Genomic DNA, 24,388 nt, shown 5'->3' with positions numbered 1-24,388 from the left:
CCTCGGAGTCGCGCGAGCGGAAGTCGAAGGAAGGCCCGAAGGGGCCGTACGAGACGAGCGATGCGGCAGTCGGACGCGCAGGCGGCCGACCGACTCCGTGAAGCGCCAACACGGTCACTGCCCAGCTTCGACGTCCAATAGCACTCATCCCCCCTAGTAGCACTCACGCCCCTTTAGTCCCTGCCGCGCGGACGCAAAGAAATAGTTGCAGCAGGCGGAGGAGAGCTACTGCAACCAGAGCAGCAACCGCATGCCGAGCTTTGTTTCACAATCAGGTGTTGTGTGGCGTACTGCCGCGCGGCTTTGGGCATGAAGGTCTGGCTCAGCAACTGTCCCAATCCATTACGCATACGCCCTTTCAGGCTGGGCACGAAATGCAGGACGAGCCCGATGATGCTGGCAACGAGCACGGCCAGCATGACGAGGGTTTGCCAGAGTGGGCTACTGGGGTTCATGGAGTACTCCGATAAAGTGCACTGTTCGCGCGTACACGGCTGGTCAATGTGCGTTTCTCTGTCGCCATCACAGCCACACCATCGCCAAACGATAAGTCACAAAGGCCGCGATATAGGCCAGTACGAACATATACGCAAAAGACAGTACGACGATGCGCCAGTTCCCGGTTTCACGTTTGATGATGGCCAATGTAGACATGCATTGCGGCGCGAAAGCGAACCACACCATGAGAGAGAGCGCCGATGCAACAGAGAAATTACCGGCGAGCATGCTGCCTAGCATCGCGTCCTGACCCTCGGCGACGCTGTACACCGTTGCCAAGGTCGCCACGGCGGATTCACGCGCGGCAAATGCGGGTATGAGAGCCAGTGTGATTTGCCAATTAAATCCCAATGGCGCAAAGAGCGGCTGCATCCATTGACCTAATATACCGGCGAGACTGTACTCAATGGCCGGATTCGTGGCATCGGCAGGCGCGCTGGGAAAACTGGCAATGAACCACATCACAATGGTCAGCGCCAGCATGACGCCCGTGAGCCGCTTGAGGAATATCCAGATGCGTTCCCACAGACCGATGCCGATATCGCGCCATTTGGGCAGGCGGTAGGGTGGCAGCTCCATGAGCAGGGCCGTTTCCTGATTACGACGCCGCAGCAGTTTGCCGACGTAGGCGACAGCCAGTGCGGCGAGAATTCCGCCTGCATAGAGCGCGAAGAGTACGGCGCCCTGCAAGTTAAAGACACCGAACAACAGGCGATGCGGGATGAATGCGCTGATCAGCAGGGCATAGACGGGCAGCCGTGCCGAGCACGTCATGAGAGGCGCGACCAGGATGGTGACGAGGCGGTCTCTGCGATCAGGGATACTGCGTGTGCCGATGATGCTGGGAATCGCGCAGGCAAAGCTGGATAGCAGTGGAATAAAGGAGCGGCCGCTCAGGCCGACGGCCAGCATGGAGCGATCCAGCAGAAAGGCGGCACGCGGCAGGTAGCCGGATTCCTCCAGAACCAAAATGAAAAAGAACAACGTCAAGATCTGCGGCAGGAACCCGAGCAGGCTGCCCAGCCCGCCAAAGATGCCTTCCTGGAGCAGCCCTTTGAGCGGGCCGTCGCCCATTGAGGCTGTCAACGCTTGGCCCAACCATTCCATGCCGTCAGCAATGGCGTCGGTCATCGGCTTGCCTATCGCATACACGGCCTGGAAGGTCAGGAACATCACTAATGCGAGAATCAATAATCCGAATACCGGGTGCAGCGTCCAGCGGTCGATATGGTCGTCCAGCGTCTTTGTGTCCGTCGGCAGGCGTACGACGTCAGCCATGATGGCGCGTACATCCGCGTGCAGATCACCGGAGTCGCGATGAGGCGAGGCGGGCGGAATGCCGAGTTCCAATTGTGCGAGCAGGGCTTGCGTACCGTCTCGGCGTACCGCCACGGTTTCAACAACTGGCATCCCCAGGCGTTGCGACAACTGCGGGACATCGATACTGATGCCCAGGCGTTTGGCTTGGTCGGCCATGTTGAGTGCGACGATGATGGGCAAGCCCAGGCGGCGGACTTCGAGCAACAGGCGCAAGTGCAGCCGCAGGTTGGTCGCATCCATCACGAATACGATGGCTTCGGGCACGGCCTCGCCGCGATAGCGCCCGCTGAGCACGGCCAGCGTGATCGCCTCGTCGGCACTGGCTGATTCAAAGCTATACGTGCCGGGCAAGTCGAGTACGCGGACGGCGCGGCCGCCAGGCGTGGATAGAAGGCCTTCTTTGCGATCGACCGTGACGCCCGCATAGTTGGCGACCTTTTGGCGTGCGCCGGTCAGGCGGTTGAATAGCGCGGTTTTGCCGGCATTCGGGTTGCCGACCAGCGCGATGCGTAATGCGGTATCAGTCATGCGCTGCCTCGCGACGAACAATGACACGCTCGGCTTCGTTGCGGCGCAAGGCAAATCGCGTGGTGCCGATGGCGATGAGCAGCGGGTTGCCGCCAAATGGGCCTTTGGCGGTCAATCGTAAAGGTTCCCCGTTTACAAAGCCCAGATCGCGCAATCTTGCCGATATGGGGTCAGCGGGGCAGGTGTCGAGAACTTGCTCGACGACAGCACGGTCGTGCAAGGCAAGATCGGACAAACGCAGGGAATTCATGCGGAGAGAAAATTCGGAATGAGAATAAGTCGCAAAATATACTCTCGATTCGGAATTCTCTCCATGCCAAGTTGACGCACCTGTCAGATCTGACAGGCGGCTGAACGCGAAGTTGTTCGATCGATGCGGGTATTTACTCGATCAACGAGAGTTTGCCATCCTGATACAGGACTTTTTGCCCTATCCACGCCATGTCTACCTGTGGCAGGACTGCCGAGGGTTTGCGCAGTTCGCGCAGGAGCGTCGAGCCGTGAGATAGTCGTCCGCCCATGCGGGCAATGACGGCTCGGGCAGTCTGGTAGTGAGCGTGGCGGCCCGGGTCCAGTGTTTCCTCGAGCAGGATGTCTTGACCCAGGATGCCCTCGGCGCGTCCTGGGTAGATCATGAAACCTACGGCTTGCTCTGCGCTGTCACTGCCGTTTTGCCAGAAACTCCCATTGCGGGTGCGTACGTCGGGATGAGGCGCAAACCAGTACGCACGATCAGCCGCGGGCACCGCATGATGCAGCTTGAAAAACAGGCGCATCAGGTTGTCTCGATACCACTCTCGGACTTGCAGGTAATAGCCTCGCAGGCCGGGCAAGCCCATCGAGTGGGCGAGTGAAATGCTATGGGACCAAACGGGAAATGCCTGCAGCGGTAAATCAATGGCTGGAGAGCGTGGCGTTGCCGGATCGGTTTCCCATGGCAACCGATGCGGGCTGTTTTCGAGGTTGCCGTAGGCGGTCGGTGGACGCCCCAGCACGCTGCCGCCGCTGCTGGCCAAGGCCGTTGCGATACAAAGATTGCCTTGGACGACAAATACATAAAACCGGGTGAACCAGTCGGCCAACTGTTGGCCCGTCGCGTCTTGGGCGATCAGCGTGGAGAGCTCTCGGTCAAAGTGCTGCAATCCGCTTTCCAACGTCAATAAATGCCGGCGGGCGATGCGTTGCATGCGCACGAACAGGAGCGAGGAACGCAGCAACCGCGGAGGCCGCCACGGCAGGATGGGGGTGGCGCCGCCGACCTCGTCAGCGTAGTTCCGAGAGGATACGCCCCAGTTTGCCAACCGCGCCAAAAACAGGTCATTGTTAATGTAGGATGCGCCGCCATACACCGAGGTGAAGGGCTCGTTGTCCTGCAGAACGCGTGGATCCCAGCGCGCCATGATGGCGGGGATACTGGCTGCTGCTCGGCGTTGTGCGTATTCGACGAATCGACTGGGCTGCGGTGGCAGAATTTCGGCAATGTTGGCTGAGGTCAAGTGCCGTCGCCAGCCATAGTCGCTGATCGGGCGGTATTGCAATAGCCAGAGTTCGGTACCATCCCATGCCCATTCCACATCGCCCGCGACGTAGTGAAAAGTTCGCAGTACCTTTTGCAGGAATTCCCACAACATGCCGGCGGTCAGGCCATGCGATGGTGCAAATTCACCCTCGCGCCATGATGCCGTCATGCGGGAGAGAATCGCTCGATGCGGCGTGACCTGGCCATCCGCCAGAGATTCCAGATGTCCTTCTACCCATTCCAGCTCTACGGACAGGTGGCGTACAAACGCGATGCCGGATACCACAGGCGTAATGAAGCGTTGGACGACAACCTCTTCAATGCCTGAGGCGGTGAGCGCTGCGATACGCGCGGGCACATCGCCGGCGCGTTCGCGCAGAAAAGTGTGATGCATGCCCGCATTGGCCGCATCGGCCTGGTCTTCACCATAACTGGAGGATCGTACGGCCCATGCTGCATCGGGCTGAGCGGCCAGGAAAGGCTGCAGTCGTTCGTCGTATGGATCATTGAGAGAGAGCGCAGGCGGCACGGGTTGTCCCGCCAACGCTGCCAATCGCACGCGTCCGCCCTTTGTATGCGCGACGAAACCGCGTTCGCCGGATTCCAGCCACGAGACGAAGTCTGCAGGTGCATCGATCCAGGGGTAATGGCCCCAGCCAGGTTTCAGACTGATGGTCAGATCCGCGCGAGCCAGAATCGCAGACCATGCGGCAGCCTGCGCAATGCCCAATACATTGTCTTGATCGCCCCAGATCAACTCGATCGGATCGGCAATCCATTCCAGCAAGGGCAGCGCTGTGTCGGCGCGCACCAAATCCCAATACGGGATAAAGGCGCGGCAGCGCGCGTATCCGCGGCCCATGCGTGCATATTGCTGAGGTGTCCACTTTTTATTGGAAAACTTTCTTGCGAACAGCGTGGGTTTGTTCGACAACAACCAATGGATGGCTTTGCGTAGCGGCCGAGGCGACATGAGCGCGGGCAGCCGCCGTTGCCAAAGAAATGCGCCCACGGGTGCGAGCAATACACTACGGCTGAAATGGCCTGGCTGGCGTTGCAGCGCATGCAGTACCAACAGCGCGTTGACGCCGACGGCCATGATGGCACTGCCCCGTTCTGTTGTGTCGATCAAGGCTTGGGCGTATGCCGCCAGATCAACGCACGGAGGCGCCGGATTGTCGCCAAAGCCTGGCAGCTCCAGAGGCACGGCCTGGTACTGGGTAAAGTGAGGCAAAGCATCGTCCCACCAGTCTGCCGCGCCGCCATTGCCTGCCAACAAATACAGGATCGGTTTGCTGCTCATGAAAGGGTGATGCTAGGCGACGTCGCGCAGTGCGCTATCGACTGTCGGATAACGGAAGGTATATCCCGCCTGCGTGAGCCGGAAGGGAACGACACGCTGGCCATCAAAGAACAGCTGAGCCATTTCGCCTGCTGCTGCCCGTACGGGGGCAGCGGGCACGTGCAGCCAAACTGGGCGCTTGAGGATCTTGCCGACTTTGGCCGCGAACTCTGCCTGGGGCAGGGCATCTGGAGCTACGACGTTGTAGGTGCCGCTTAAATTCGTATCGTTAAAGGCGCGAGCCATGATCTGGATGACATCGTCACGATGCACCCAGCTCATGATCTGTTTTCCGTCGCCCATGCGGCCGCCGAATCCCAGCCGGAACGGCAACAGCAGCGGCAACAAGGCACCACCGGGACCAAAGACGACGCCCAGGCGCATGACGACCTGCCGAATGCCGAGCGCCTGAACAGGCCGCGCGGATTCTTCCCAGCGCACGCATAGCTCGGCCATAAAGCCCTGGCCCGCCGCGGCGTTTTCATCAAGGCTTTCATTGGCGTCGCGTACGCCGTAAAAACCGATGGCGGACGCTTGTATCCAGAGCTCGGGTTTATGCACTGCTTTGCTCAGCCAGGCGACCAAGGCCTCTGTGGTGTTGACCCGGCTGGCCAGCAGTTTCGCTTTGCGCTTGGCGCTCCAGGGCCCGCCCGCAATGGGCGCGCCGGCCAGGTTGATGATGACGTCAAAAACTTCCTTGTGGCTCAGGGCGTTGATGACGCGCACACAGCGTGCCCGGCCATCGAACAAGTATGCGGCCTTCAACGGGTCGCGCGTGAGCACAGTGACGGCATGGCCGGCGTCGAGTAAATGATTGACCAGGTATTCTCCGATGAATCCCGTGCCGCCGGTGATCAAGACGTTCCGATGTCCGATGCCGATGAATGGATTGGGTGGTGCGCCTTTGCGCTGCAGGCGAAATGCTGCAATGCCGTCGCGGATACCGGAGACCGTGACGCCGATGGCGAAAAGCGTCAGTATCCAGCCACGCCAGCCGTAATCGGCCGCGGCCAGTGCAGTGGGCAATTGATACCACTGCATCAACTGCGCTCCGTACAGAGCGAAAAATGCCCCTGCGTTAATCGCCAGCACGGTATGCATGATGCGTTCGATTGCAGGCAGCTTTCGAGTGCGGTCCTCGACGACGAAATCCCACAGCGTCAGGCAGATCTCCAGGAAGAACAGCAATGCGATTGCGACAGCCCACGTGCCTTGAAACGCGAAATGCGCCATGCCTAGAAACAGGACACCGTAAAAACAAGAGCGCATGGCATGAATCGACAGCTCCAGCCGCGCCCCGTACCGGTAGGGCAGCGCCACCGTCAATTCGTGATGGTAAATGGTGTCCAGGGCACCGAGGATCGCTTGTGCGATCAGCAGCGTGAGGGCCCAGTCTAGTGGCGAGAATTCAAGCATGGTCGGATGGAATGCAGTGGATGTGTGATGGCTGTTCGAGGAGGGATGTCCGGTTGGGGACAGCGCTCAAGAGGCGCTTCCAGGAGATGCGGCATCAATGGGGCCAGTGTCAGTCGCCAATTCAGCGCGTTTATCCAGCCTGTACAGCCAGAACAAAGGGGGCAGCAACACGAATAGCGCAAAACTGTCGACCCACAGGTGTGACCAGATGCCCGCCTGCAGCGATATCCAGATATCCTGGGGCGCCCAGAGCGCGACGCCTATCATCATCCAGCCCCAGACCGACGGGATCTTGTAGCGGTTGCCGATATGGACCAGCCCCAACATATAAAGCGAATAGCTTTGCAGCGTGGCGCCGAACAAGGCCAGCCACCAGATCTGCTGCGTATGCGCGGGGGCGGGCGCCGTGGCGCCCCAGAACGCCTGCTCGATATGATGGACATAACTGTCGAACACACCGGTGTGACCCGCCCACGTCAATATGAGGCCGACGAGCAGGTGCACCAGGGTGGCTGCGTACAGCCACCCAACCAGCATACGCCGAAGGTCGTGGGGAGGAAACATCGTATTCGGATCCGCGAGCGTTCTTTTAATAACGCAAGTGTACCGATTAGACGCTGCTCAGTGCTTGATCAGATGGGCCGGAAAGATTTGGGGGGCGTACCGAGCTGCGCCCCATCCATGCCGACTGTGCGGAATGTACTTACTTTATTTCGCGTAAGGGCAAGCTCACGCTCGACCCATGCTCCCCGCCAGTTCCGATCTGCAGCAAAGGCGGCCTGCCATGCGGAACTTGCCCGCAATGATCTTTGTCTGCGCCTGCAATCGATAGACGAATGCGGCTGCCCTCGGAAAATCGCCATGCTGTAGGTAGCAGGGGAATGGTGACGCGTTCGAACAGGCCCGGAGTCAAGGGCGAGGCATCGTCCTTGCGGAAAGAGCGGAACGGCCATGTCGTCTGGTAGCCGGCTGGGCATGGGGATACTTTGCGATGCAGCAGGCGCAAAATGCCTTCCGTGACATAGCGTTCTGTTCCATCGGCTTCGATCTCGGTCAGGTAAACAAAAAGTGCTGCGTCCGGTTCGCTGCTGCTGACCCAGAGGTCGGCCACCACATGGCCTGCTAATTCCGTCTGTACCTTCAACGGTTCGGACGTGAAGCTGCACATCGCGTCTGTACGGCCTTGCCAGTCGGGGTAATACTCGATGCTATTGATCGCTGCGATGCGCTCGTAGCGTGTGCCCGCGCCTGTGCCGATCGAAAAATCGACTTGGTAGTCACGATGCATGGGTGCTGCCAGGGGAGCAGTTTCCAGCGTCTGATTCGGACCTAGATAGCTCGTATGCGTTTGCGCTGCGCTGTACGGAGGCCATTGTTTCGCACTGCGCCACTGCTCTGCATGCAGGGCATAGTAATGAATAGGATCCTCGTTTTCCTGGCCGGTCTGCATGCCGAGCAGATAATGATCAAAGAACCGCAAGATTTCCGCGAGCCACGGGAAATCCGCCATCTGTGTGGTGCGCCACGGAGAAATATCGATACGGGCTCCATGGTCCCAGGGCCCCAGCAACAGGTGCCGGGGATTCTTCGACAAGGTCAGGTAGCGTGAGATTGCGCCGTTCATATACCCGCCGCCGTCCATCCAACCCGAGACGGAGAGTACCGCCACGTCCTCGGGAATTTGCGCCGCCAGGCTGTAGGGGCTGAACGTGGCAGAACTGAACGTAGGGTCGTAGGGCAGCGGGTCTTCGCGAAAACGGAATTCGGGCATGAATTCAGTCTGGCGGAAATTGCCCAAATGCTGATGGATCGCTTCTTGCAACAGCACCCCGTCGGGGTCTTCATCGACCGGTTGCGGCCCTTCAAAATCGGGGTTCGCATAGTAGACGAACCTGTGCAGCATCTCGCGGCGATCGTGGTCGAGCGCCACCATCAAGTCGTCATAGCTCTGCGTCAGGGCTTTCAGTTGGATCCCACCGGGGAAATAGTTGTCGGTGTAGGTATCCCAAACAGAAAACAACGGAGCTATTGCCTTTACCGACGGATGGCGAGTGCTGGCGAGAAAGTCCGACGCCGCGCCGAGATACGAAATCCCTGTGGCGCCGACCACGCCATCGGACCACGGCTGGGCGGCAATCCAGTCGACGACTTCGTAGCTGTCATCGCGCTCACGGGGTGATCGAAAACTATCGCGTGTCCCAAAACTGGCGCCGGTGCCTCGCACATCAATGACGACGACGGCGTAGCCGCGCGGCACGAAGTAATCACGAAACTTCGCGGTATTCGGTGCGCATTCGCCGCTGCCGCCGGATTTCAGCTTGAAGCGCCGATAGTAGGGCGTGAAAAGCACGATGGTGGGAAAACGCCCGGGCGCTTGATCGTCAGGAGCTGCTGAGTTGCTTTCCGGAATATAGATATCGACAGCCAAGCGGCAGCCGTCGCGCATGGTCAGATAACGAGACAGAGGGGCGGACAGCCGATAATCGACGGGCCGTGCATCGGCATAGGCTTGGGGAGGAACGACCCAGGCAATGTCTTCGTTCTTGGTGTAGGACTGCATCAAATATCCTGTTGGTGCGCGTGACGCGAGGCCGTAATGACGAATCGGCCGCCGCAGCGTTGCCCTCATATTAGGCAGGGCTTTTTAGGGGCGCCAATATGCAATCCTGATGCGGGCATAGGAAAAAACGATGTGCAGCATTGATCAGATAATTGCCTGCCCACGCTGTAAAGTTCTCACAGATGGTGAGTCGGCCCTTTGTCGTTGAGTATGATGGAATTCTGAAATAGGAAATTCCGATGGACCTGCGACAACTCAGATATTTCACCCGTATTGTTGAGCTGGAGAGCATCACGGCAGCGGCCGAGACGTTGCATATTGCGCAGCCCTCGCTGAGCCAGCATGTGGCCAATCTAGAGAACGAGCTCGAGACGCAATTGTTGTTGCGGGGGCCAGCTGGTGTGCGCGCCACGGATGCGGGCAAACTGCTGTACCGGCACGCCAAAATGGTGTTGCGGCAAGTCGAGGAGGCTAAGTCCGCGCTTAAACACGGCCGGGATACGCCCGCCGGGCATGTCACTATTGGGTTGCCCACCAGCACATCGCGTGTGCTGGCGTTGCCGTTGATCGAGGCGGTGGCAGAGCATTATCCGGAAGTATTGCTTGAAATCATTGAGGGCAGCAGCGCCGATTTAGCGGTGGCAGTGTCTCTGCACCGGATGGACATTGCCGTGGCCATGGACGTGCAACCGCAGCCCACCCGGATGACGACAACGCCGTTGTTGATGGAGAGCCTCTATCTCGTCGGCCCAGACCTGGGCCTCGAGGCGATTACACTGCAGCAAATGGCGGAGTTGCCGTTGGTGTTGCCGAGTTTTCCCAACTCGGTACGTGTGTTGGCAGCGCGTGCTCTTGCCGAGCAGGCTCTCTCTGTGAACCTCATCGCTGAAACCAGCGCGGTATCCGTGTTGCTCGCGCTGGCTCGTGCAGGGCGGGGATGGACAGTGTTGCCGGCATCGGCCGCGGTCGGTCCCGAGGCCGATGCCGATCAGGTGGCGTTCACACCGATTGCAGATCAGAGCTTTAACCGCAGGGTCTCGGTGTGCATGTCCTTGTCGGCCGAGAAAAGCGGTGTCTGCACCCATATACATCGGATGCTCATCGAGGTCGCACGCAATCTAGTGCAGACCAAACGTTGGGCGGGCGTGACTTGGCTGGCAGATGCTGGCCATCGCGCAGCTCGGATGTAATTCGCGGCGTACCATCGAACCGTGAACGCTGGAGTCCAGGAGAGTGTTACTCAACCTGAATGCCGGTACGAGAGATGAAGTCTCCCCATACCTTCGCGTCGGCCTGAGCTCGCGTGCGGATGTTGTCGGCCGTGCCGGACAGAGGAATAAAGTACAGATCTTTCAGCTTTTTGTTGATCACGGGATCGGCAATAGTGGCTTGAATGGCGGCATTCAGTTTGTCGACCACGGCTTGATCCAGCCCTACCGGGCCGACGATCGCGAACCAGCCCGGCATGGGGGGGACTTCGATCCCGGCTTCTTTGAGAGTAGGAACGTCAGGCAGGTCGCTGGCGCGCTGCTCGGCCAATACAGCCAGAGGGATGACATTGCCGCCCTGAATTTGCGGCAAGGCCGAACCTACTACGCTGGTCATGAGGTCCACTTGGCCACCGATCACAGCGTTCAAGGCGGGACCTGATCCTTTGTACGGAATATGTTTGAGTTTGATACCCGCGCCCGCAGCAATCATCTCCGTGGACAAGTGCGTCGAGTTGCCCGCGCCAGCACTGGCAAATGTCACGGTGTCAGGGGCAGCCTTGGCTGCGGACAGCAGCTCTGCAAGAGTCTTATACGGGCTGTTTTTCCCTGCTACCAAGACAAACGGCGTGTCGACGACGGGCGAGACATAGGTGAAGTCTTTGTCCGGGTCGTAGGGCAGCGAGTGATAGAGAGCGGGATTAAAGCTCATCTGTGACACGCCCGTCAGCAGCAGCGTGTAGCCGTCGGCAGGGGATTTCGCGACATACGACATAGCGACGATGCCATTGGCGCCAGGTTTGTTTTCGACCACGATGGACGCGCCGAGCAGGGATCCCAGTTTTTCCCCGAGCAGACGTGCGACGACGTCACCGCCTGAGCCTGCTGATTGCGGCACGACCAATCTGACGGGATGGTCGGGATACGCCTGTCGCGCGGCCTGTGCGGCCGACCCGAGAGAGGGTGCTGCCGCGGCCAACAAGGAGCATAGGAGATGAGCCCGGCGGGCTGAGCGGAATTTGAACATTGTTTTCCCCTGAGTCAATGCATTTACTGCGTTTTTGTATAAAGCGGGTTTACGCAGATGCTAGAGACGGGATGATGTCAATTCAAATACCGCTTTCCTATGCGCGTATAGGTTTTTCCTTTGGCTCGGCGAGCGCGGGGAAATGGCCGACGGACTATCCGGGAATGTTCGCCGTTTGCAGCCAATCGCGAATGATCGTTATCACGGCTTGCGGTTTTTCTCGGTGAGGCAGATGCCCGCACCCTTTCATAATCGCGGTCGTGGACCCCGTCTGGGCGTGAATACGGTGTATGTGTTCCAGTGAGCCGTATTCGTCGTTGTCGCCGTGCAGGCTCAATACCGGGCAACGCACTTTGCTCAGATGGTTGTTCAGATTCCAGTCGGCAAAGGCCGGCGATAGCCATGTTTCTGTCCAGGCGCCCAGCACCCAGGCCGCTTTGTCGCCATGGTATTTCTTTAACCGGTCCAGTTGCCCTGGCTCTGCAAACGCGATTTTGGCCTGCCGGATGCCTTCCAAGGTATGGGCTTCGGCAAAGACTTGGGCGGATTCCGTAATCAAGGCAACACATGCGTCGGGATACAGGGCAGCACAGGCAATGCTCATTCCGCCGCCGATGCTGTGGCCAAAGGTGATAAACCGGTCGACGCCCAGGGTGTCGAGTACCGTACGAAAATCCCCGTGTGCCTCCTCGTCAACGAGATCGACACCTACCGTACCCGGATGTGGATCCGAGCGTCCAAAGCCCAGGCGGTCATAGGCAATGACCGGCCGGCCGGTGGCGATGGCCAGTTGTTCGGGGAAGTCCCGCCACAGTTCCACACATCCCAGTGAGTCGTGCTGCAGGACAATCGGCGTGTGGCCGTCACCGGATATGTCGGGTGTCCAGTTGCGGGCGAACAGACGGCCGCCAGGGGTCGGGATAAACGTATCGTGGGTGCTGACGGTCTGCATGGGCGCTCTTCACAGAACAGATCTGTGCAGCATATCAGTTCTGAGTACTGCCGCTTTTCATGCAGCGCGGACTCTGCTCGAGAGGCCGATTTCGCATCCAATTTTGATATGATATAACATACCGTTTTTTTGAATCGGCCGTGATCGGTATTCATCAAAGCCCAAACGCTGGCTCTGAAGATACGGCGCAATGAAATCCAATAACGATGTGCAAAATGAACGCAGGCCGCGACGTCGCAGCCAGTTGCTTGATCGTCCTCGCCACCGTGAGCGGGGCGGCATGGGCGGAGGAAGACGACGCAGAGCGGCGTCAACCAGGCCTGGCGGCGCACCCGTCCACGCTGTCGCCAGTCGTGGTGACGGCAACCGCCTGGGAACGCAGTGAGGCCGAGGCGCCAGCGAGCGTGACCGTGATCGACGGCCAGGCGTTGCGTAGGCAGCCCGTCCTGGACCTGGCTGACGCGGTGCAAGATACCGTCGGAGTGGGATTGGAGGACGCCGGTCTGGGGCGCCGAGGCATCTCGATTCGCGGCATGAGCGCAGAACACACGCTGATGCTGGTCGATGGTCAGCGTATCAATGCCTCGGCTTCCGCTATCTCTCATTCCGATTTCGAGTTGGGTTGGGTACCGACCGAAGCGATCGAACGGGTTGAGGTGGTGCGAGGGCCCATGTCCTCGCTGTACGGTTCCGAGGCTTTGGGGGGCGTGGTCAATGTCATTACCCGCAAAGCTACCGACGAATGGCAGGGCTCGTTCAGCAGTTACGCGGTCTTGAATGATCATGGTCTGGATGGCAATCAGTACAAGAGCGGCTTTTATCTCGGCGGTCCCATCGTACCGGGGACACTGGGGTTGAACGTGTGGGGTGAATTCAATCGCCGGGCGCCGCTGCACGATGCCGCCAATACGGCGTTGACGGCGTTGGACGAACGGCGCGCCGCGTCGGGGCATGTGGGCCTGAGCTGGACGCCCGACGCGCAGCAACGCATTGATGTGTCAGTCGATGCGGGGCACGAAGACCTGGAGGCCTATCGCAGCAATACCGACAACTCGATCTACGGGTCGGAGAACAAGGTCAATCGTCGTCGATATGCGATATCTCACACGGGCGACTGGAGCTGGGGCGACAGCCAGATCCGGTTGTATCGTTCGACGCTTGATCGCCACGCGTGGCGCAGCGACGGTGGTGATGCGACAGGTCCCAATCGTTTCACCGATACGGTGTTGGATGGGCGTGTGGGTTTTGCGCTAGGCCAGATGCACAAGCTGACACTCGGCGCCGAAACGCGGCGCGAACGGTTGGAGGACCCATCTGTCAATCAGCGCGGCGTGGCGTCCTTGGATCATTACGCGTTTTTTGCCCAAGACGAAATTCTCTTCAGTGAACAATGGGAATTGGTGCTGAGCAGCCGTTTTGACCACCACGAGGACTTTGGCTGGGAGTCCAGCCCTCGGGCCTACCTGATGTTTCGCCCGACCTCAGCGTGGACGGTAAAGGCGGGTTTTGGCCAGGGGTTCAAGGCGCCAACGCTCAAGCAATTGTCACCGGACTATGAGTCCAGAGCGGCCATGGGAGGACGAGGGATCGTTCGTGGCAACCCGCAACTGCAACCGGAAACCAACCGTTCATATGAGCTCGGGCTGTCCTATGAACAGCCGCGTTGGTCTGCCGGCGTGACGCTGTTTCATAACGACGTGAGAAACCTGATCGAGACGGTGCGGCAGCCGACCTGCTACGTACCAGGACGAGTGTGTCTCGAGTACGAGAACGTGTCCAAAGCGAGACTGCAGGGGCTGGAGCTGACTGCCGGGGTCGACGTGCTGCGCAACGTACGCCTGGATGCCAACTATACGTACCTCGATGCTGAGGATCGAACGACCGGAGAGCGCTTGGCGGATCGTTCCAGGCATCGCGCCAATGCGACATTGACCTGGGCTGTGACAGACAGGCTGGATACACGGATTCGGACGGAATATATCGGTTCGCAATATCGCTCTGCCACGGAAAGCGATCGTCCGGGCTATACCTTGTTGCATTGGTACCTGGATTATGACGTCAATAGCCATTTGAGCTTGCATGCAGGTATTGAAAACCTGACCGATGAGCGGCTTGCCAATGACGACGCCGATATCTACGGTCGTGCCGACGAGGGACGGCGTTATTTTGCCGGTCTGACGGCGAGATTCTGATGGCCTGCTTATATCAACACGCCGTGTGGCGTTGGCTGGCTCTGGCGATATGTGCTGCGATGCTGCCGACGCTGTCTGTCGCGCAAGACAGGGCCGTCATACAGGTGTTGCATACGGGGTTTGTTTCCGCAGAGAAGTTTCAGCGTTTGCAGTCGCTCGCTACCCAGCAATCCGTGACGCTGCAGCATCTGAATGTCGAGCAGGCTACGCCCGCCGTACTGGAGCGTGCCATTGAACAGGCAGCATTGCTGATATGGGATGTCCCTAGGCCCAGTGACCGCGCAGCCGTACAGCGGCACTTGCAAGCACTGTCGCCAAGCACCATTCGTCCTCGTCTGATCATCGGCGGCGGCAAGCCGGGCTGGGAACAATTGCCACCGCAATACGGCAAGGCGATGGCAGCGCTTTATACAGCTGGCGGAGCAGAGAATTTCGCTCATTTTTTTGCGTTGGCCAAGGCGCTGAGCGAACGTGCCGAACCGTCGTTGCCGCTGTTGGATCCGCCTGTGCGGCTACCTGCTACGGGTTTTTATCATCCGGATGCGCCGCGCGTCTTTGACAATATCGATGCCTATCTGCACTGGTACACCTCCGTCGCGCAGGCCGCGGTGTCCACGCCCGTAGGCGATCCGTCTTCCGCGGGGCGCATTGCCTTTCTCATTCATCAAGGGGTGGTCGCCGATCTGCTCACCCGCGAGGTGGACCAGCTGATACGGCGCAGCGAGGCAGAGGGTCTGCTGCCGATCGTCTTTTGGTTCGATAGTCAGAATCCGGCCGGGTTGGCCGGGGCGTTGAAAAAGAGCAGCATCGATGTCCTCGTCAATCTGACTCATCTGCAAGACGGCGCGGCGCGTAGCCGGGATTTTCTGGCTCTCGATGTGCCGGTTCTGCAGACGCTGAGATTTCGCGAGGGGGAGGCGAGCGCGTGGCCAGATACGACCAGCGGTATCGGTTCGCGCACGACGGCGGTGTTCTTGGCTGGCCCCGAAGGCTGGGGAATCAGCGACCCGCTCGTCTTGTCTGCGAGCACTGCGGGTATCAGCGATCTGTTGCCTGCACAAGTCGATGCCTTGATGGGAAAGTTGCGCAGCCTCGTCGCGTTGCGCCACACACCAGAGCCTCAGAAAAAACTGGCATTGAAGTTCTGGAATTATCCCGCTGGTGAAAAAAGCCTGGGTGCTTCGCACTTGAATATTCCCAGAAGTATCGTGTCTATCCAGGCCGCGTTGGCAGCGCAGGGATACGCGGTGGGAAAGCCAGTTGTTGAAACCGAAGTCATTGAAACCGCGCAGCGTATGCTGGGCGCTTTATATGGCACCGTGCCGCTAGAGTCGCTGCTGGATGACGATCTAGCAGCGCTCTATCCGTTGGAGGATTATGAACAGTGGCTGTCGGTGTTGCCGGTTGCGCGCCAGGACGAGTTGCGGCGAGTCGGCGTTCCCGCACAGCATCAGGCAGTACGAGAAATAAAGGGCAAGCGCTATTTTGTGATTCCGCGTTGGCAGCTCGGGCATTTGGTGGTGATGCCGCAAATGCCGCGGACCTTTGGCGCAGGGAACCACTATCACGACCTGAGCAGTGCTCCCGACCATCTCTATATGGCGGCCTATCTGTATTTGCAGCAGCAGTACGCGGCACATGCATTGATTCATCTAGGTACGCATGGCACACAGGAATGGTTGCCCGGCAAGGATCGCGGATTGGCGGCGACTGATTACCCCTGGCTCAGTGTGGGCAGTTTGCCTGTGTTTTATCCATACATCCAGGACAACGTGAGCGAAGCTATTCAGGCGAAGCGCCGGGGACGTGCTGTCATCGTCAGCCATCAGACGCCGCCTTTTTCGCCAGCGGGTCTGTACGATCAATTGCGCGATTTGCATCAGTGGATACACGAGTACCAGCAGCTCGACGAGGGGGCAGTGCGTGAGCAGGTCAGCCATCAGATCCGCAGTGCTGCGGTTGCGGCGCATCTGAACGACGATCTGGGATGGACTGCGCAGCAGGCCGAACAGGATTTCAGTGAATTTCTGCAGCAGTTGCATGATCATTTGCATGAACTGGCCCGCCGCGCCGTGCCCCTGGGATTGCACACGTTCGGGCAGGCGCCACAGGCCGAGCATCGTATCAGCACGGTGATGCAGCAATTGGGCCGGCCTTTGTACGACGCATTGGATATCGACCAGGACGAACGTTTTGCGGGTGAGCAAGGCTTGCAGGATAGTCCCGCTTATCGCGCCGTAGCGCAGATGCTGAACCCCGCCGGAAATGAGATGCCGTCCTCGCTGGCGGCATTCGAGCAGCGCGCTCGCGAGTTGGATGCGCATCTGCAAGACACGCAAGAGAATGACATGTTGCTGGCAGGTCTGGCAGGGCGCTTTGTTGTTCCGGGTGCGGGCGGAGATCCCATACGTAATCCGGACGTACGCAGTGGGCGCAATTTGTATGCCTTCGAGGCAGACAAGGTGCCTACGCAAGCAGCCTACGAAACCGCTGCCACTGCCTATGAGCAACTGGTCCAGGCGTTCCAACATGAACACGCTGGAGCCCGGCCGCAAAAGCTCGCATTCAGTCTATGGGCATCCGAGGCGACTCGGCATCTAGGGGTGACCGAGGCTCAGGTCCTGCACGCACTGGGCTTGCGGCCGGTTTGGGATAGTGGTGGAAGGGTTGTTTCATTGGACATCATCCCCGGGGCAGAATTGGGCCGTCCCAGGGTTGATGTGGTGGTGCAGGTCACGGGGGTATATCGTGACCAGTTCGACAGTTTCATGCGACTGCTGGATGACGCACTGACAAGACTGGCCGCGTTGCGCGAACCCGGTAATCCGATTGCGCTCAACAATCAGCGTACTGCCGCCGCGCTGAGCGAGGCGGGCCTTTCTGCTGACGCAGCAGCCGTGGCGGCCCGTTATCGCATTTTCAGCAATGCGCCCGGCGAGTACGGAACGGGTGTGCCGCATCTGGCGCTGGACTCGACTCAATGGGACGCTGACGCAGCGCTGGGCAAACAGTTCTTGCTCAGCAGCCAATATGCCTATGGCGCCGAGGGGTGGGGTGAGAGTCCGGCACAAACCAATGTGTTTGCCGCGCAGTTGCGAGGAACACAGGCAGTCATCATGTCACGTTCGTCGACAGTGCATGGCGTGCTTTCCACGGATCACCCGTTCGAGTTTCTGGGTGGACTATCGGCTGCGATCCGGCATCTCGACGGGCAGGCGCCTCAACTGATGATCTCTGACTTGCGCGACGGTGAGATCCGGACGACGGGGCTCGCACGCTTCTTGTCTGCCGAATTGCGCGAGCGTTACTTGAATCCACTGTGGATAGATTCCATGCAGAAAGAGGGATATTCGGGCACGTTGCAGGTGCTGAACGTCACGAACAACCTGTTTGGCTGGCAGGCGGCGGATGCCAGTACGGTGCGCGACGATCAATGGCAGGCGTTGTTCGATACCTACGTCAGCGATACGCGAGCGCTGGGAACCGGGGAATGGTTCGAACAACACAATCCGACGGCACAGGCCCAGGTGCTGGAGCGTATGGCGGAAGCGATTCGAAAAGGGTACTGGGACGCTTCGGAGCAGACGCGCCGAGCGTTGGCAGAGCGTTGGCAGGAGTTGGCGCAGCGGTTCGACGTCGATACCGGCGCCGAGGTGACACGGCAGTACATCGCAGATATGGCCCAGGGGTTCGGCCTGGATGCACGCGCTGCATCGGATGCCGGTCCAGCGGCAAAACCGAGCCAGCCCGACTCGCCAGCTGCGCAGTCGCCGCAGTCTGTTCAAGGGCAAGTCTTGGAGCCCGTCGAGCCCGCTGCGGTTTCCGAGGATGCTTCGCCCCGGTGGGTATTGCTGCTGATGCTGATTTTGCTCGGTAGCGGCGCATTGCGTCAGGGATTGCGTAGCCGGCATGTCAGCCACGCTACGCAATAACACATCATCTCAGAGGGTTTATGTCTTTCTTTGCAGAAATCGAAACGCTGCTATATGCCGTGTCGCGTGTCTTCTTGGCCCCGGTGATGCTGTTGATCGCTGCGGCCTTGGGTTATGCCTTGTACATGCTGGGAGCGTTTGCCGTCGAGGCCTGGCAGCGGCGGATGTCCTCTCATCCTCGGGCATTGTTTGTGTTTGCCGATAGGGCAGCATATGGTGATCGGATGACCAGTGACGACATTGAGTTGTGGATCATGCGGCAGCTCGAATGGCTGCGCATTGTGTCACGCTCTGCGCCGATGCTGGGCCTGATTGCCACCATGATTCCCATGGGCCCGGCATTGCTGGCGTTGGGCAATAACGACGGCGCAAGCGTGGGCCGCAATATGGTCGCTGCGTTTTCCGCTGTGATCCTGGCGCTGTTGGCAGCGAGCATCTGCTTCTTTATCCTGACGATACGCCGGCGTTGGTTATTGCAGGATTTGCGCGACCTCGAGCGTCAGCGGCAAGACAAGGGAGGATCGTGATGCGCTTCCTGGATGATGACGAGGCCAATGATCCCATGCTGTCTGTCGTCAATCTGATTGACTTGTTCCTGGTGATCATTGGTGTCTTGATGGTGGTGATTGCCGAGAACCCATTGAGCCCGTTTTCACAAGACAAGGTCGTCGTGGTAGAGAATCCTGGCGAATCGGATATGCGTATCACGATCAAAGAGGGCCAGGAGTTGACGCGATATGAATCCAGTGGTGAGGTCGGACAAGGGCAGGGCGCCCGGGCGGGCGTGACGTACCGTTTAGAGGACGGACGCATGATCTATGTGCCGGAGCGCTGACTTGCCAACGAGATGGTGATCCGGCTGGGAGGGGCCTTGCGTGGGCTTTAGGGAAAATTTCGATTTCGGCACGCCTGCATGCCGTGTTTTGGCGTGCTCGATCAGCGCATCGATAAAAACCCGGACACGGGCGGGCGGCGTGCGGCTCGAATACATGGCATATAGCGTGATCGGAGCAAGCCGCCACGTGGGTAGAACCGGTATCAATGATTCGTCGATTTTTGTCGAAAGTGGCAGGGCTACGATGCCGGCGCCTTCGCATGCGAGACGATGCGCCAGGTTCATGTCACTGAGGCCGAGACGGCTTTGAGGCTCGATGACGAGCGGTTGTCCCGTGCTGCGAAAGCTCCAGCTGACGAGCTCTTTACATAGGTCGGCGTAAACGCAGTCATGCAGCGTCAATTCACTGGGATGCTTGGGCATGCCCCGCTTTTTGAGGTAGTGTTCAGAGGCATAGAGTCCGAATTCGACCTGAGCGATACTGCGTGCCACAAGATCGCTGTTGATCTGTGTCCCCCAACGCAACGCGACGTCAAAATCGCGATGCTGTTCCCACTGCGGGCCGTGGTGATAGTCATAGCGAAACTGCAGTTCAGGCCAGGCGCGCGCAAACTGCGGAATGAAAGCGGGCAGTTCAATGGCGTCCAGCATGTCAGGTAGCAATACCTTGAGGGTGCCGCGTGGCTGTGCGCCATGGTCCAGCAATACGTCTTGAGCGTCCTGCGCCTGCTCAATGAGTTGATGGCAGTGTTCGTAATAGAGCTTTCCGGCTTCTGTCAGCAGGATGCGCCTTGTCGTACGCGACAGGAGCTGTACGCCTAGGCGTTCCTCCAGCATGCTCAGACGGCGCGATACGGTCGATGCGGGCATCCCTGTCTGCTCCGCGGTGCGGGAGATGCTGCGTTGTTTCGCAACTTGCACGAAAACCGCAATGTCGTTGAAGTTAAAGTCGAAACCTGATCCGGTTCGTTCCATGACATTAGCCCTTTTTGAGGTCGATGACGGATATACGCAATGAAATTGCGCGGCAGCATTGATGTCAGCAACGATCGAGGACCAATAGCCCAGCTGCTGATGGGTGTCACTGTAGAGCGCTGCCGCTGTCAGAGCGGTGACATCAAACTGACGATTCGCGGTCAGAAAGCTGACAGAGATGTCAAGAAAATTGATATCCAGTTGATTCCCGGCCCGGGAGTCATACCTGGCCGGCACTACGACGCGTTCAAGCAAAGGACGGCTTTGGGCCATTCTGACAAAACTGTCAGCCGTCGGTCAGTAGAGCGACTGAGATGGTCTTGTAGACTCGCCTGCCTCGGGCAGTTTGGCTCTCGGATTGCTCACTTTTCTACGGGATAGACGCAAGTGTTTCTGTTGGCAGCGGGTCTGATCGGTTTTTACGTGGCGTGGCGTTATGTATGGCGACTGAAGCTGGGCCTGATGGCAAAGGCCGTTCTGTCAGTGGCTGTCTTGATCGTGGCAGAGCATCAATGGCTGGTCAGCCAGGTAGCCGGAACCATGGCGTCACCGGAAAGTCCGCGTTGGCTCATCATCGGGTTTGGTGTCGCCTATGGCGCGCTGATCCTGCTGGCATGCTTCCTGCTGATCAGGGATGTGCTTGGCGGGCTGCTATATCTGGTTTCCAGGCCTGTCGGAAGCCGGTTGTTGGCTGCGCACAAGTTGCCCCATTTCATGGCGGTGTCGGCTCTGACGCTCGGCGCATGGGGAACATCACAGGCCGTTCGTGTGCCTGACATACGCAGGATGGAGTTGCCTGTCGCGGGATTGGCTGCGGAGTTCGATGGCTATCGCATTGTGCATCTGACGGATCTACACGTTAGTCGTCTTCTGGATCGCCCCTGGCTAGATGCCGTGGTGGACCAGGCGAATGCGCTGAATCCCGATTTGATCTTGATCTCCGGGGATCTGGTGGATGGCACGCCATCGACGCGCGCAAACGATATTCCGCCCTTGGGACGATTGGCTGCCAAGGACGGCGTGTATGCCGTCGCGGGCAATCATGAATATTACGCCGCCTATTCTCAATGGATAGAGGTCTTTCGCCGGCTGGGTATCACCGTTCTGGAGAATGAGTACACCGTGATTCGTGAGGGTGCGGGCGAGCTGGTCATCGCGGGTGTGCCTGATCAGGTCGGCTCCCGTTATGGCCAGATCGGCCCTGATGTAGCCAAAGCATTGGCCGGCAGACCGCAAGGCGTGCCTGTCATCCTGATGGATCACCGTCCTGGCAATGCCAGAAGTAATCGCGCGCAAGGCGTGGACCTGCAACTGTCGGGCCACACCCATGGCGGCCATATTCGTGGATTCGATTTGCTGGTGGCGCGCTTTAATGCCGGATTCGTTTCAGGTCTCTACGATGTCGATGGCATGTCGTTGTATGTAAGCAATGGCGCTGGGCTGTGGCCCGGCTTTCCACAGCGTATCGGGCGCCCCTCGGAAATTACGGAAATTACGTTGCGGCGGCGCTCGTAGCGGGTATGGGAGCGGTGTCAGTGCGCTGCCGATTCGGCAACGCCCGGGACACCTCTTCGTATATCCTGCGAGAAAGTCGCGATGTCCTTGTTGTCCAGTGCGCGCTGGGTGTAGTGGCCGGCGCGTCGATAGGCCTCGATGCTGTCGGCCCCCGACAGCGCGTCCAGTTCGTACATGTATTCGGGTAGGTAACCAGATAGCAATAGCCGGCGATCCAGGGGCAGGCCAGGTACGATCTGTTTGGTCAGCTGATAAATGATGGTGGTGCAGTTGGCCGTGACGGTATTGTAGAAACGGGGGCGATCTCGTAACTGGTTGGCCGTGTCCAGGTATGACAGGAACAGCGCACGGGCGGCATCCGGGGACATTTGTATTCGATATAGGTAGCCTTCCTCGCCGCGCACGTTGGTGCGTACGCGCAGGCTGTCTTCTTCGGTAGAGGCGAGCACCGCCAATTCATATTGACGGAAAAAACCTCCGATTTCGGAAAATTTATCGCCTAGTTTGCGGCGGATCTCGACCGAAAAAATCACATGCTGTCCATCGGAGAAACCAAACGACACCATGGTATGGGCAATGGCTGGACGGCCCCAGTATGACAGCGCCATATCGACAGATTGCAGCTTGCTCAGGTCATAGGTGCGTGTTTCCCAGCGCGGATCGTAGTCGGTTCGCGAGCGCCATTCGAAATTGCGCACGTTGTGCAGTGTGACCAGGTTGCCATTGACGGATCCGTGAGTTTGCTCGGCCACCTCCGGCATCCATTCCCGCGTATTCGAGGGGCGCACGCCTAGCCACCACCATGCCTGCATCACGATCCATGCGGCTGCGAACAGGGCGAGGGGGAGATAGGTTCCCCGTATTACGCCCACGATCGCTGCGATTGCCAGCACGGTCCACGCGGCAACGAAAATAATGCGTAGCGGAGCCTGAAACCACAGCGCGAGCGCTCCCCAGAATGCTACGGCCAACACCGCAAGCACAATCACAGTGTGTAAGAGCATGGCTTTTGTTTTCCGTTTCACGGCAGGATTTTTGTGTGGGGTGCCGAAGTGGCCATGGATGCTTACGATGTTTCGCGAGAGGCTCGCGTTTCTGTATGCTGCGAGGTTGCTTCACGATCCTGAGCGCGCCAGCCGGCTCGCATGGCGGCGATCTTTCGAATTGCCGACTGCGAGACTTTCCACCATCCAAACGGACGCGGATCGGCCAGCATGCTCACTGCGCGCGCGTAGTCCAGCATCAGGCCTGGCGTCCAGGCCATCGTCAGCGCGCGCTTGCGGATCTGGGCGGCTACCCAGAGTTCAGGGGTGATCAGCAGACGCAGCAATACGGTCCATCCGGCATCGGGACCATGCAAGTGCCCTACGGCTCCGTCCACTGCAGCCTCCAATGCTCTCGCGACGGAAGTCGAGCAATTACGGTATGTCAGGTTATAGGTGGTGTTTTGCCGGTACTCGTCCCAGAACGCTTGCAGCTTTGCGGGATCGTAGTTGCGTATGCGGACTTGCACGGTCGATGGGCACCAGGCCTTGGACTCGGTGGCATAGTCCGGTTGGAACGTGCCAGGAACGTTGTTGGCATCTGTTGCCCGCAGTAGATTGCCGAACTGCTCGGGAGAGTGATCGATTTCCTGAGCGGGATAGAGACTGACGTATACGCCTTCGGGAGACTCCAGCGCCGCATGGCCGGTGGACACCACGCCGTTGACGTCGACGGCGGCGATATAGCGATTCACCAAAAGATAATTGCGGGTTTCCGTTTTGGCGGATCCCGAGGGGGTCCAGATGTGTACCGTCAGGGCATGGTCGGAATCTGCTGGCGGGCCGTCATAAGTAGTGGGCCTGGGATTGGTGACCTTGGTCGGCATGAAATCGGGGTGGGTATTTGTCGCCAGGGCTGGATTGGATTTCAGGCTGCGGACGCGGCGAGCCAGGGCCACCAGTTTCAAACCGGCAAATATCAGGAACAGCGCGATGCAGTACGGAACGGTGCCGACATAATGCGTGGGATAGGGCTGGAAAAAGAAAATCGCGAGCAGGATTTCGGCAATGCCCGATGCGAGCACATAACGCCATCGGCGATATCGCACGACGTAGGCAGAGATGCTCTGCATCAGCCCGTCGGCCAGGAACAGCAGGCCGAAAATCATCGACAGGACAAAATGACCGTGATGATGGCCAGCCAATACCAACATGCCGGCTAATAATACGAAAATGCCCTTGGCGTAGCGCAAGACACGTTGGCCGCCCACGCCGGATTGCGCAATGAGCAAAGTGGAGACGCCGTCGATGATGAACAATATGGCAAAGAGTTCTAGCGGGAAATAGGCGACACCATCCGTGGCGTCGATCAGGACGACCACCCCCACCAATACCAATAGATAACCTGTGATGACGAGGGCTCTTGCGCGTTTGTGCAGGTAGTCCAAACCTAACAGCAATAGAACCAGCTTACCCATGGTCTTCAGCGCCCCAGTGTGAAAACATGGGGAAATCTTACATGCTAATGGGCATGCGTCATAGGCGAAGGCGGGCGAGCGTGTCGCAGTGCGGAGACATTCGTCCCT

General features: G+C 58.8%; 18 protein-coding genes. 6 read left to right on the top strand and 12 right to left on the bottom strand.

Features of this window, described 5'->3' with window-relative positions; all coding sequences use genetic code 11:
* Positions 1-173 precede the first annotated feature (173 nt).
* The 7 genes from ACNA0I_RS19660 to ACNA0I_RS19630 all read right to left on the bottom strand — a co-directional run bounded on the left by ACNA0I_RS19660 (position 174) and on the right by ACNA0I_RS19630 (position 9,183).
* The gene (locus ACNA0I_RS19660; RefSeq protein ID WP_415807725.1) at positions 174-455 is read right to left on the bottom strand and encodes a DUF6587 family protein; all 282 of its coding nucleotides are present in this window, start codon (positions 453-455) and stop codon (positions 174-176) included.
* 67 nt (positions 456-522) lie between these two features.
* The gene (gene feoB / locus ACNA0I_RS19655) at positions 523-2,346 is read right to left on the bottom strand and encodes a ferrous iron transporter B (protein ID WP_415807724.1); all 1,824 of its coding nucleotides are present in this window, start codon (positions 2,344-2,346) and stop codon (positions 523-525) included.
* Complete coding sequence (locus ACNA0I_RS19650) at positions 2,339-2,596, bottom strand: FeoA family protein (protein ID WP_415807723.1); 258 nt, start codon at positions 2,594-2,596, stop codon at positions 2,339-2,341. Before ACNA0I_RS19650 ends, feoB begins: the two co-directional genes overlap by 8 nt.
* Positions 2,597-2,729: 133 nt before the next feature.
* Positions 2,730-5,168, bottom strand: coding sequence for an alpha/beta hydrolase (locus tag ACNA0I_RS19645; RefSeq protein WP_415807722.1), 2,439 nt, complete (start codon positions 5,166-5,168; stop codon positions 2,730-2,732).
* Positions 5,169-5,180: 12 nt separating this feature from the next.
* A complete protein-coding gene (locus ACNA0I_RS19640; protein ID WP_415807721.1) occupies positions 5,181-6,623 on the bottom strand; it encodes a TIGR01777 family oxidoreductase in 1,443 nt (480 codons plus the stop codon).
* A 66-nt stretch (positions 6,624-6,689) separates the two neighbouring features.
* Entirely contained in the window at positions 6,690-7,187 is a 498-nt protein-coding gene (locus tag ACNA0I_RS19635; RefSeq protein ID WP_415807720.1) for a cell division protein, read from the bottom strand.
* 139 nt (positions 7,188-7,326) lie between these two features.
* The gene (locus ACNA0I_RS19630) at positions 7,327-9,183 is read right to left on the bottom strand and encodes a CocE/NonD family hydrolase (protein ID WP_415807719.1); all 1,857 of its coding nucleotides are present in this window, start codon (positions 9,181-9,183) and stop codon (positions 7,327-7,329) included.
* Positions 9,184-9,422: 239 nt separating this feature from the next.
* Between ACNA0I_RS19630 and ACNA0I_RS19625 the strand changes: the two genes are divergently transcribed.
* Positions 9,423-10,373, top strand: a complete 951-nt coding sequence (locus ACNA0I_RS19625; protein WP_415807718.1) for a LysR substrate-binding domain-containing protein — start codon at positions 9,423-9,425, stop codon at positions 10,371-10,373.
* A gap of 46 nt (positions 10,374-10,419) precedes the next feature.
* Here ACNA0I_RS19625 and ACNA0I_RS19620 read toward each other — a convergent pair whose 3' ends face one another.
* Positions 10,420-11,418, bottom strand: coding sequence for a Bug family tripartite tricarboxylate transporter substrate binding protein (locus ACNA0I_RS19620; protein ID WP_415807717.1), 999 nt, complete (start codon positions 11,416-11,418; stop codon positions 10,420-10,422).
* 154 nt (positions 11,419-11,572) lie between these two features.
* Complete coding sequence (locus ACNA0I_RS19615) at positions 11,573-12,370, bottom strand: alpha/beta fold hydrolase (protein WP_415807716.1); 798 nt, start codon at positions 12,368-12,370, stop codon at positions 11,573-11,575.
* 215 nt (positions 12,371-12,585) lie between these two features.
* Here ACNA0I_RS19615 and ACNA0I_RS19610 point away from each other — a divergent pair, with 215 nt between their 5' ends.
* The 4 genes from ACNA0I_RS19610 to ACNA0I_RS19595 are packed head-to-tail and all read left to right on the top strand — an operon-like array spanning position 12,586 to position 19,329.
* On the top strand, positions 12,586-14,562 hold the full coding sequence (locus ACNA0I_RS19610; RefSeq protein ID WP_415807715.1) for a TonB-dependent receptor domain-containing protein: 1,977 nt from the start codon (positions 12,586-12,588) through the stop codon (positions 14,560-14,562).
* Positions 14,562-18,494, top strand: coding sequence for a cobaltochelatase subunit CobN (gene cobN / locus ACNA0I_RS19605; protein WP_415807714.1), 3,933 nt, complete (start codon positions 14,562-14,564; stop codon positions 18,492-18,494). The genes ACNA0I_RS19610 and cobN overlap by 1 nt, the downstream gene beginning before the upstream one ends.
* 20 nt (positions 18,495-18,514) lie before the next feature.
* Positions 18,515-19,021 (top strand): MotA/TolQ/ExbB proton channel family protein, encoded by a 507-nt coding sequence (locus ACNA0I_RS19600; RefSeq protein ID WP_415807713.1) that lies wholly within the window; start codon positions 18,515-18,517, stop codon positions 19,019-19,021.
* Positions 19,021-19,329, top strand: a complete 309-nt coding sequence (locus ACNA0I_RS19595; RefSeq protein WP_415807712.1) for a DUF2149 domain-containing protein — start codon at positions 19,021-19,023, stop codon at positions 19,327-19,329. Before ACNA0I_RS19600 ends, ACNA0I_RS19595 begins: the two co-directional genes overlap by 1 nt.
* Here ACNA0I_RS19595 and ACNA0I_RS19590 read toward each other — a convergent pair.
* The gene (locus ACNA0I_RS19590) at positions 19,291-20,304 is read right to left on the bottom strand and encodes a LysR family transcriptional regulator (RefSeq protein WP_415807711.1); all 1,014 of its coding nucleotides are present in this window, start codon (positions 20,302-20,304) and stop codon (positions 19,291-19,293) included. The genes ACNA0I_RS19595 and ACNA0I_RS19590 overlap by 39 nt on opposite strands.
* Before the next feature lie 387 nt (positions 20,305-20,691).
* Here ACNA0I_RS19590 and ACNA0I_RS19585 point away from each other — a divergent pair, with 387 nt between their 5' ends.
* Positions 20,692-21,819: a metallophosphoesterase gene (locus ACNA0I_RS19585; RefSeq protein WP_415807710.1), complete on the top strand. Its 1,128-nt coding sequence runs from the start codon at positions 20,692-20,694 to the stop codon at positions 21,817-21,819.
* A gap of 17 nt (positions 21,820-21,836) precedes the next feature.
* On the opposite strand, the gene ACNA0I_RS19580 is transcribed toward ACNA0I_RS19585, so the two are convergent.
* On the bottom strand, positions 21,837-22,823 hold the full coding sequence (locus ACNA0I_RS19580; RefSeq protein WP_415807709.1) for an Lnb N-terminal periplasmic domain-containing protein: 987 nt from the start codon (positions 22,821-22,823) through the stop codon (positions 21,837-21,839).
* A gap of 62 nt (positions 22,824-22,885) precedes the next feature.
* Positions 22,886-24,280 carry an HdeD family acid-resistance protein gene (locus ACNA0I_RS19575; protein ID WP_415807708.1) on the bottom strand — a complete coding sequence of 465 codons (1,395 nt, stop codon included), beginning with the start codon at positions 24,278-24,280 and terminating at the stop codon, positions 22,886-22,888.
* Positions 24,281-24,388: the final 108 nt, after the last annotated feature.

It is taken from the genome of Bordetella muralis (assembly GCF_965139205.1).
GTDB lineage: Bacteria > Pseudomonadota > Gammaproteobacteria > Burkholderiales > Burkholderiaceae_B > Bordetella_A > Bordetella_A muralis.
Note: the sequence above shows the minus strand (reverse complement) of the source record. Positions and strands in the feature narration are given on the sequence as shown.

What these genes read in the sequence shown, in the direction of transcription:
- ACNA0I_RS19580 (WP_415807709.1), bottom strand. Translation starts at nt 22,823, where the DNA reads ATGCTCTTACACACTGTGATTGTGCTTGCGGTGTTGGCCGTAGCATTC.
- ACNA0I_RS19610 (WP_415807715.1), top strand. Translation starts at nt 12,586, where the DNA reads ATGAACGCAGGCCGCGACGTCGCAGCCAGTTGCTTGATCGTCCTCGCC.
- ACNA0I_RS19640 (WP_415807721.1), bottom strand. Translation starts at nt 6,623, where the DNA reads ATGCTTGAATTCTCGCCACTAGACTGGGCCCTCACGCTGCTGATCGCA.
- ACNA0I_RS19575 (WP_415807708.1), bottom strand. Translation starts at nt 24,280, where the DNA reads ATGGGTAAGCTGGTTCTATTGCTGTTAGGTTTGGACTACCTGCACAAA.
- ACNA0I_RS19625 (WP_415807718.1), top strand. Translation starts at nt 9,423, where the DNA reads ATGGACCTGCGACAACTCAGATATTTCACCCGTATTGTTGAGCTGGAG.
- feoB (WP_415807724.1), bottom strand. Translation starts at nt 2,346, where the DNA reads ATGACTGATACCGCATTACGCATCGCGCTGGTCGGCAACCCGAATGCC.
- ACNA0I_RS19630 (WP_415807719.1), bottom strand. Translation starts at nt 9,183, where the DNA reads ATGCAGTCCTACACCAAGAACGAAGACATTGCCTGGGTCGTTCCTCCC.
- ACNA0I_RS19635 (WP_415807720.1), bottom strand. Translation starts at nt 7,187, where the DNA reads ATGTTTCCTCCCCACGACCTTCGGCGTATGCTGGTTGGGTGGCTGTAC.
- ACNA0I_RS19595 (WP_415807712.1), top strand. Translation starts at nt 19,021, where the DNA reads ATGCGCTTCCTGGATGATGACGAGGCCAATGATCCCATGCTGTCTGTC.
- cobN (WP_415807714.1), top strand. Translation starts at nt 14,562, where the DNA reads ATGGCCTGCTTATATCAACACGCCGTGTGGCGTTGGCTGGCTCTGGCG.
- ACNA0I_RS19590 (WP_415807711.1), bottom strand. Translation starts at nt 20,304, where the DNA reads ATGGAACGAACCGGATCAGGTTTCGACTTTAACTTCAACGACATTGCG.
- ACNA0I_RS19600 (WP_415807713.1), top strand. Translation starts at nt 18,515, where the DNA reads ATGTCTTTCTTTGCAGAAATCGAAACGCTGCTATATGCCGTGTCGCGT.
- ACNA0I_RS19645 (WP_415807722.1), bottom strand. Translation starts at nt 5,168, where the DNA reads ATGAGCAGCAAACCGATCCTGTATTTGTTGGCAGGCAATGGCGGCGCG.
- ACNA0I_RS19615 (WP_415807716.1), bottom strand. Translation starts at nt 12,370, where the DNA reads ATGCAGACCGTCAGCACCCACGATACGTTTATCCCGACCCCTGGCGGC.
- ACNA0I_RS19620 (WP_415807717.1), bottom strand. Translation starts at nt 11,418, where the DNA reads ATGTTCAAATTCCGCTCAGCCCGCCGGGCTCATCTCCTATGCTCCTTG.
- ACNA0I_RS19660 (WP_415807725.1), bottom strand. Translation starts at nt 455, where the DNA reads ATGAACCCCAGTAGCCCACTCTGGCAAACCCTCGTCATGCTGGCCGTG.
- ACNA0I_RS19650 (WP_415807723.1), bottom strand. Translation starts at nt 2,596, where the DNA reads ATGAATTCCCTGCGTTTGTCCGATCTTGCCTTGCACGACCGTGCTGTC.